The following is a 7154-nucleotide window of genomic DNA, read 5'->3' as shown; positions in this document are numbered from 1 at the left end:
GGACTGAGTCCTGTGCAATACAGAACTCAGTCCTTGGGGTAAACTAAACCGTCCAAGTTTTGGGGGGCAGTTCAGATATGAATATTGTCGTGGGGTTTTTCTTATTATACTGTTATGTGCTGTTAAGCATCAGGATGCATACGCACATTTAGATCATCAATCACTTCTACCCATGCTGCATCTTTTTGCCATTCTTCTTGTAAGAACATACGCTGGCTATCGGTCCAAACATCAGCTTCTATCAATTTCTCTTCACTTGATAACTGGTTGTCTGCAATGAATTTATCAATCGCTTCATCAGAGCTATCTAGACCTAACTGAGCAAATAGCTCATTCATATTATATTCTGGCTCACCCAACATATTTTTCTCCTTAAATGGTGTAGTGGTAATTGTGCCTATCATTCAAATTAACCCATTTATTGTAGCAAGCTTTATGCTAATAGCTGTTAATCAACGTTTATCTAACGTTATCAATTGTATTGGCAGCAAACAGATATTGCCATTTCAAAGGATGCGATAGATTACTTTTTATTTCATCATATCTTTTGGATAAAAAAAACCTTATAGACACAAAAAAGCCCTCCTATTTAAGAGGGCTTTTTTTTCACTCATTACTTAAGTTAAGACAGCTATATAACTGCTTAGCTTATGGTAGCAGGTGTGCCACTGCATCACGCTCTTCACTAAGCTCTTGCTCAGTGGCAGCCATTTTCTCTTTAGAGAAATCTGATGATACATCAACGCCGTCTACGATAGACCAGTCGCCGTTAGTACATGTGCATGGGAATGAGTAGATCAAACCTTCAGCGATACCGTATTCGCCGTTTGAGTAAACACCCATAGAGACCCAATCGTTCTCGTCAGTACCTAGTGCCCACGTACGCATATGTGCGATAGCAGCGTTGGCAGCAGAAGCGGCAGATGACGCACCGCGAGCTTTGATGATCGCAGCACCGCGTTGTTGTACTTCTGGGATATACGTGTTTTCGTACCAGTCGCGATCAACAAGATCTAACGCAGGCTTACCGTTTACTGTACAAGCGGTTAGATCTGGATACTGAGTTGACGAATGGTTGCCCCAGATAGTCATGTTTTTGATGTCATTCACTGTGCTGTCAGTCTTGTCAGCCAACTGCGCCATCGCACGGTTGTGATCTAGACGAGTCATGGCAGTGAAGTTACGTGGATCAAGATCTGGTGCGTTACGCTGAGCGATAAGCGCGTTAGTGTTGGCAGGGTTACCGACGACCAATACTTTTACATCACGGCTAGCGACTTCGTTCAATGCTTTACCTTGTGCTGAGAAGATCGCAGCATTGGCTTCTAGCAAGTCCTTACGCTCCATGCCTGGGCCACGAGGACGTGCGCCAACTAGCAAAGCATAATCGATATCTTCGAATGCAACATTAGCATCATCAGTTTGGACAATACCAGCAAGCAATGGGAATGCACAGTCTTCTAATTCCATGACCACACCCTTTAGGGCGTCAAGCGCTGGCGTAATTTCAAGTAATTGCAAAATAACTGGCTGATCTTTACCTAGCATCTCGCCAGATGCAATACGAAATAGCATCGCGTAGCTGATATTACCAGCGGCACCAGTGACGGCAACACGTAAAGGCTGTTTCATTGACATTGAATACTCCCTAATTGATGATTGGATAATGCATAGTTTTAATTGATGATTATCATTATAGATATCGACTTGTCTGCCGCATTGCAGCATACATAAACCGAGAGCTAGTGTAGCACTTCATCACAGCGACCGTCTAGATACAGTCATAGACCCATCAGGGACTATATTGTTACATTTTATACGAAAAGAATATTTATAAGCTCAAAGCCTATGTGTAAAGGGCTGTGGAATTTTTAGATACAGTCCATAGTGTGTTTTATCGCTATGAGACGAATAAATAAGAGCATAAAAATGACAATGTAATACTGCCAAGTTCACTTAGATTTCATTAAAAATAGGACCGAAAAGGATGTAAAGAAAGAACGGTGGATTATCTAAAAAATAGTTAAATAAAAGCTATCTACCACCTGAAATGATGAATTGGCTACCGCAGTTATCTACAACATTGTGACAAGTGCCAAAACTGCTACCCTCATAGCACACATGAATATCCGTCAATATCGATTGACGACGACTGCCTTCCTGGCAAATGAGATCGACACTATTTGATGACATACCACTATTTAGGCGCGTCATTTGACTAATAAATCGAGATTTAGAGACTGTATAACTGTTGCCCGTATTCAGCTCGTTAGGCAGTTTTAGTTCACCAGCGTAGTTAGTGATTTGTCGAAAGTAACTACTGGCACTCAATGGGCTACAAGCACCATAGCGCTGCCACGTTTGGCTACGTACTGTCGTATCAGGCATGATGCGATTGACAACCTTTAGCTGTAGTGGCGTCAAACGTGGCTCGCTACCACGACCACAGCGTTCGCCGTAGCCCATGTCTAGACCTGAAACTGTCAATGAATAGCCTTCTAGACATTGACGCATGCGGGCTCTTGTCGGCTGCATGCTACATAACGCGGGGGTCATTTCGACCATCAATACGCGCTGACCAGCTTTGGCCGTACTCGCCGCATATGCTGGCGTAAGCATAAGACCTTGTATGATTAACAAAGCACCAAAACTCGTCGTCTTATTAACTTTACCCATATGATGCCTATTTATCAAACTTCCACTTATCAAACTTCCACGGAACTGTACCAAGAAACTGGATGTCTTAAATTTTGAGCTTGTTTCTGCTTTTGTATTAGATAACGGGGGCACCTGAATCAGTAACGGTTGCCGAGTTTTCAATAATACAGACAGTTTGAAGTATTTTTTGATCATAAGGCTGGGAGCAATTAGCAATGATAAAACATGGGCTATCACTTAAATCATTGTGCTAACAGCATTAAACACATAGCGATCTAAGAACAAGACTAAAGAACATAAATGTCAATTAAAGCAATGGTAACAAAATGTCTTTTTTAATCTATAGCAAAAACGTAAACGTTGTCGGGTTCGTCAACAATTACAAAGCTAAGTCCAGTATTTATTATGCAGAATACGAAAGCTTACTGTCATTCAGACCATAAAAAATAGACCGCTAACTATAAAAGCTAGTGGTCTATTAAATATGAATTCACTGATTAAAATGCAGCAGGTACTGTACCCATACGTTGACTGATTGGCTGGCTACGACCCAACAGACTACTATAGATAGTGGCGTTTTCCATCACGTGTTTGACATAGTTACGCGTTTCAGGAAAGGCAATCGATTCGACATATTGATCTGCGGCGATTGCGCCATAGGTTGGCTGCCAGCGTTTGGCATTATTAGGACCCGCGTTATAGCCTGCGGTTGCCAATACAGGCTGATAGTTCAGTTTACTTAAGATATCACCCATATACCATGTACCATAACGGATATTGGTATCACCACTGTTGGCACGGCTCGCACTATAAGTCTCACCTAAGTTACGCGCGATGTATTTTGCGGTATCAGGCATCACTTGCATCAATCCACTGGCGCCCACGTTTGAGCGCGCAGAAGACACAAAACGGCTCTCTTGACGCATAATGCCATAAGCCCACGCTGGATCAATACCTGCTGACTGGCTATAGCGTACCACTGAATCTTGGTGCGGCATTGGATGCGAAAGTGCCAAGCTATCAACTCTATCGGTATTATCAACCGCATAAATCGCCCGATCGAGCCAGCCCATGTCATAGGCTTGACGCGCCGCCGCAATGATCAGATTATCATCACGATTATCTCGTGCTTTCTTCACAGCCCAGTTCCACTCGCGGTTGGCATACGCGCGACTAGCATCAGAGTTATATAAGGCAAATGCACGAGCAAAGTTGGCATCTTGCATCACGCGAGCGCGGTCAGCGGTACTAACATTAGGCAGATTACTACCACCTAAGCGGCTGGCATCAAATCGCTGACCGATTCTGTCTTTTGCCATCAAGCCATAGTAATCGTTACTTTTCGCTAGGTTTTGATACATCTTTTTGGCAGTATTGCGTTTGCTACTATTGCTTGATTGCTCATAAGCACGTGCCAGCCAGTATTGCCACTGACCATCCTTTTGAATTTCACCATCCATTTTTGAGATAGCTTCAACCACATCATCCCAGCGACCAAAGCGGATCGCTGCCATGGCGTAGTCTTCAGCTTCTTCAAAGTTAAAGTCATCATCTAGGCTATTGCGGAACCAATCTACTGCTTCAGCATTAAAGCCGTCATCTGTATTGTGGTTCATACGCTTAACGCCAAGCGTACGATAGGCGTAACGGCGGGTTTCATCGTTCAATATTTTGATAGCGCGCTGATTGTCTTGCTTGATATCAAAATCTAATTGTAGTGCTGCTTCTCGATAGGATTTATCTGCGACACGGCCAATAGCATATAGGTATAGGTATTGATTGGTTTGGCTGGCAGGCTCGCGGCCAAAGCGGCTAAAAAACGACGAGGGGTTTAGCTGAATTTCACTGAGCGCCGAATAAGCAATCGGTGTACCTAGGCGTGACGACAGCGCCATAATGTCACCCGTTTTGCCTATTCGTAGCATACGTTTGAGACGAGAAGCGCGATCCTGATTGCTAATAAGCGCATTATTATTCATCTCCATCGCTAGCTGGTCACACAAGGCGGGCTGCTTTTTGGTGGTTAGCCAAACATCAGATTTGGCAGCCATGGCACGCATGGTATCACCGCCATTATTGAACCCAAGGGCGATAGCGCAGCGCTCACTGGCATCTGCATTGGTAATCAAATTGGCTACTTGTCTGACAGAGGCGTAGTCATTCGATCCCGCTTTGGTCTCCGCAAAGTCAGCCACCAGCTTCTCGGCCATGACCGTATCTGGATACTGGCGTACAAACTGCGATACTGCCGCTGAACTTTGTGAATTGAGGTCTAGATTCATCCGCCAGTAAGTTGGATACATGGCAAATAGACCACCGCTCATTATTTGCTCATAATTATAGAGCGCACCCACATCACCGCGATCCGCTGCGATAGCCGCCGCTGTAAACGAATCAATACTGCTGTCTTGTTGATAGTTGCTCTCTTGTTGGTAGCTTTCCTCATCGCCCCACGTTAACTCCGCGCAAGCCACTTGCGACATACCAAGTGCACTTACCGCTGTTGCCACGCTAAACGCACTCATCCGTAACGTACCGACTGCGATCCGCTTCGACGCGCGCTTTTGACTGACTGATTCTTCATCCTTGATGCTATGCGCAACACGCAACTTTGTCATACTGACTCTCTTTATGATATCTCTATAAATATATGAATAACGGTTCGCTAGGTACCGCCAAGGGTATATCAATCATCATACTATACTCATAGTACTTTCAACTATCTCCTTTACCTTTTGTTAATAAATAGGACAGCACGGTGTAACATAGAAATGATAACGAGCCTCAGTTTTTATAAATGGTAAGATTAATCACAGTAAATAATTGATACTGCTATGAATTATTTATCATATTGACGACCCATCGCCTATGCTAATTTTTCACATTGGTACAGGGTTGTGATAAAATACGCCACTTGTTAATCGGCTACTCCGCTATATTTTTGGTCAATCATGGACTTCCCCTTATGAGTGTTACTGTATTCAATCCCCGCATCGATGACGATGCTGCTGCTGAGACGACTGTCACCGCACGTGCTGTCACTGCACTCAAGGAGCAAAGTTCAGCCCAAGCGCCCGTCGAAAAAGCCGCAACCAAGAAGGTATTCATCACCACCCAAGGCTGTCAGATGAATGTCTATGATTCAGACAAAATGCTCGATGTGCTCGGTGATTCACACGGTATGGAAGTGACTCATGACATTGATGAGGCCGACGTACTGCTGATGAACACCTGCTCCATCCGTGAAAAAGCCCAAGAAAAAGTATTTTCAGAATTAGGCCGCTGGCGCAAGCTCAAAGAAAAACGTCCTGATCTCGTGATTGGCGTTGGCGGCTGCGTGGCCTCACAAGAAGGCGACAATATCCAAAAACGCGCACCCTATGTCGATATGGTGTTTGGCCCGCAAACCTTACACCGTTTGCCTGAGCTATATGATCAATCACATGAGCAGCGTGATATCGCGCCCAAAAACCGTATTGGTACGATTGACGTGTCCTTCCCCAGTATTGAAAAGTTTGACTTTTTACCAGAGCCAAGAGTAGAAGGCTACAAAGCGTTTGTCTCGATTATGGAAGGCTGCTCAAAGTATTGCTCATTTTGCGTGGTGCCTTATACGCGCGGTGAAGAGTTGTCGCGTCCACTTGATGATGTATTGGCTGAAATTGATAGCCTTGCTGAGCAAGGTGTACGTGAAATCAACCTACTCGGTCAAAACGTCAACGGCTATCGCGGTGAAAAAGACGATGGCAGTATTTGCCGTTTCGCTGAGCTGTTGCATTATGTCTCGCACGTCGATGGTGTTGAGCGTATTCGCTATACAACCAGTCATCCGCTTGAGTTCACCGATGATATCATTGATGCTTATGCACAATTACCAGAGCTAGTATCACACTTGCATCTACCAGTACAAAGTGGCTCAAATGCTATCTTGGCAGCGATGAAGCGCAACCATACCATTGATGTTTATATCAATCAGATCAATAAGCTTAAAGCCATTCGTCCAGATATTCACTTGTCGAGCGACTTTATCATTGGCTTCCCAGGTGAGACGGAACAAGATTTCCAAGATACCTTAAACTTGGCAAAAGAATTGAACTTCGATCATTCGTACAGCTTTATCTACTCTAAACGTCCAGGCACGCCAGCGGCAGAGCTGCCGGATGATGTGAGTTTTACGACCAAAAAAGCACGCTTGGCTGAGTTCCAAAAAGTCATTATTGATTCAACGCTTGCCAAAACGCATGAGATGGTCGGTACAATAACGCGTGTCTTGGTTGAACAAATCGCCAATCGCCATCCTGATTGCCTAATCGGTACGGCAGATAACACCCGTACGGTGATGTTCCCTTATGAAGAAGATAAGATGAATGAATTACTTGGTAAAATCGTCAGCGTGCGCATTACCGATTTTGTCAGCCCGCATATGGTAAAAGGCGAGCTGATCGAAGTTTTGGCGTAAGGATTGAAAGACAATTCTAAGCAAATAGAAAAAGCCG

At 44.3% G+C, this 7154-nt stretch carries 5 protein-coding genes; 1 reads left to right on the top strand and 4 read right to left on the bottom strand.

The window, feature by feature from the left end:
• Positions 1-122 precede the first annotated feature (122 nt).
• The 4 genes from ACHUET_RS07830 to ACHUET_RS07815 all read right to left on the bottom strand — a co-directional run bounded on the left by ACHUET_RS07830 (position 123) and on the right by ACHUET_RS07815 (position 5276).
• On the bottom strand, positions 123-362 hold the full coding sequence (locus tag ACHUET_RS07830) for a DUF2789 family protein (RefSeq protein WP_238037890.1): 240 nt from the start codon (positions 360-362) through the stop codon (positions 123-125).
• Between the two features lie 286 nt (positions 363-648).
• Positions 649-1638: a malate dehydrogenase gene (locus ACHUET_RS07825; protein ID WP_394211939.1), complete on the bottom strand. Its 990-nt coding sequence runs from the start codon at positions 1636-1638 to the stop codon at positions 649-651.
• Between the two features lie 396 nt (positions 1639-2034).
• A complete protein-coding gene (locus ACHUET_RS07820; RefSeq protein ID WP_201598007.1) occupies positions 2035-2676 on the bottom strand; it encodes a T2 family ribonuclease in 642 nt (213 codons plus the stop codon).
• Between the two features lie 479 nt (positions 2677-3155).
• Complete coding sequence (locus ACHUET_RS07815) at positions 3156-5276, bottom strand: lytic transglycosylase domain-containing protein (protein ID WP_394211937.1); 2121 nt, start codon at positions 5274-5276, stop codon at positions 3156-3158.
• A 347-nt stretch (positions 5277-5623) separates the two neighbouring features.
• Between ACHUET_RS07815 and miaB the strand changes: the two genes are divergently transcribed.
• Positions 5624-7117, top strand: coding sequence for a tRNA (N6-isopentenyl adenosine(37)-C2)-methylthiotransferase MiaB (miaB, locus tag ACHUET_RS07810; RefSeq protein WP_394211935.1), 1494 nt, complete (start codon positions 5624-5626; stop codon positions 7115-7117).
• Positions 7118-7154 lie beyond the last annotated feature (37 nt).

Source organism: Psychrobacter piscatorii (assembly GCF_043641605.1).
GTDB classification, from domain to species: Bacteria; Pseudomonadota; Gammaproteobacteria; order Pseudomonadales; family Moraxellaceae; genus Psychrobacter; species Psychrobacter piscatorii_C.
The sequence above is the reverse complement of the archived record's forward strand: the minus strand, read 5'-3'. Positions and strand labels throughout refer to the sequence as shown.

Coding starts and splice junctions, on each gene's coding strand:
- ACHUET_RS07820 (WP_201598007.1), bottom strand. CDS start 2,676: ATGGGTAAAGTTAATAAGACGACGAGTTTTGGTGCTTTGTTAATCATA.
- ACHUET_RS07825 (WP_394211939.1), bottom strand. CDS start 1,638: ATGTCAATGAAACAGCCTTTACGTGTTGCCGTCACTGGTGCCGCTGGT.
- miaB (WP_394211935.1), top strand. CDS start 5,624: ATGAGTGTTACTGTATTCAATCCCCGCATCGATGACGATGCTGCTGCT.
- ACHUET_RS07815 (WP_394211937.1), bottom strand. CDS start 5,276: ATGACAAAGTTGCGTGTTGCGCATAGCATCAAGGATGAAGAATCAGTC.
- ACHUET_RS07830 (WP_238037890.1), bottom strand. CDS start 362: ATGTTGGGTGAGCCAGAATATAATATGAATGAGCTATTTGCTCAGTTA.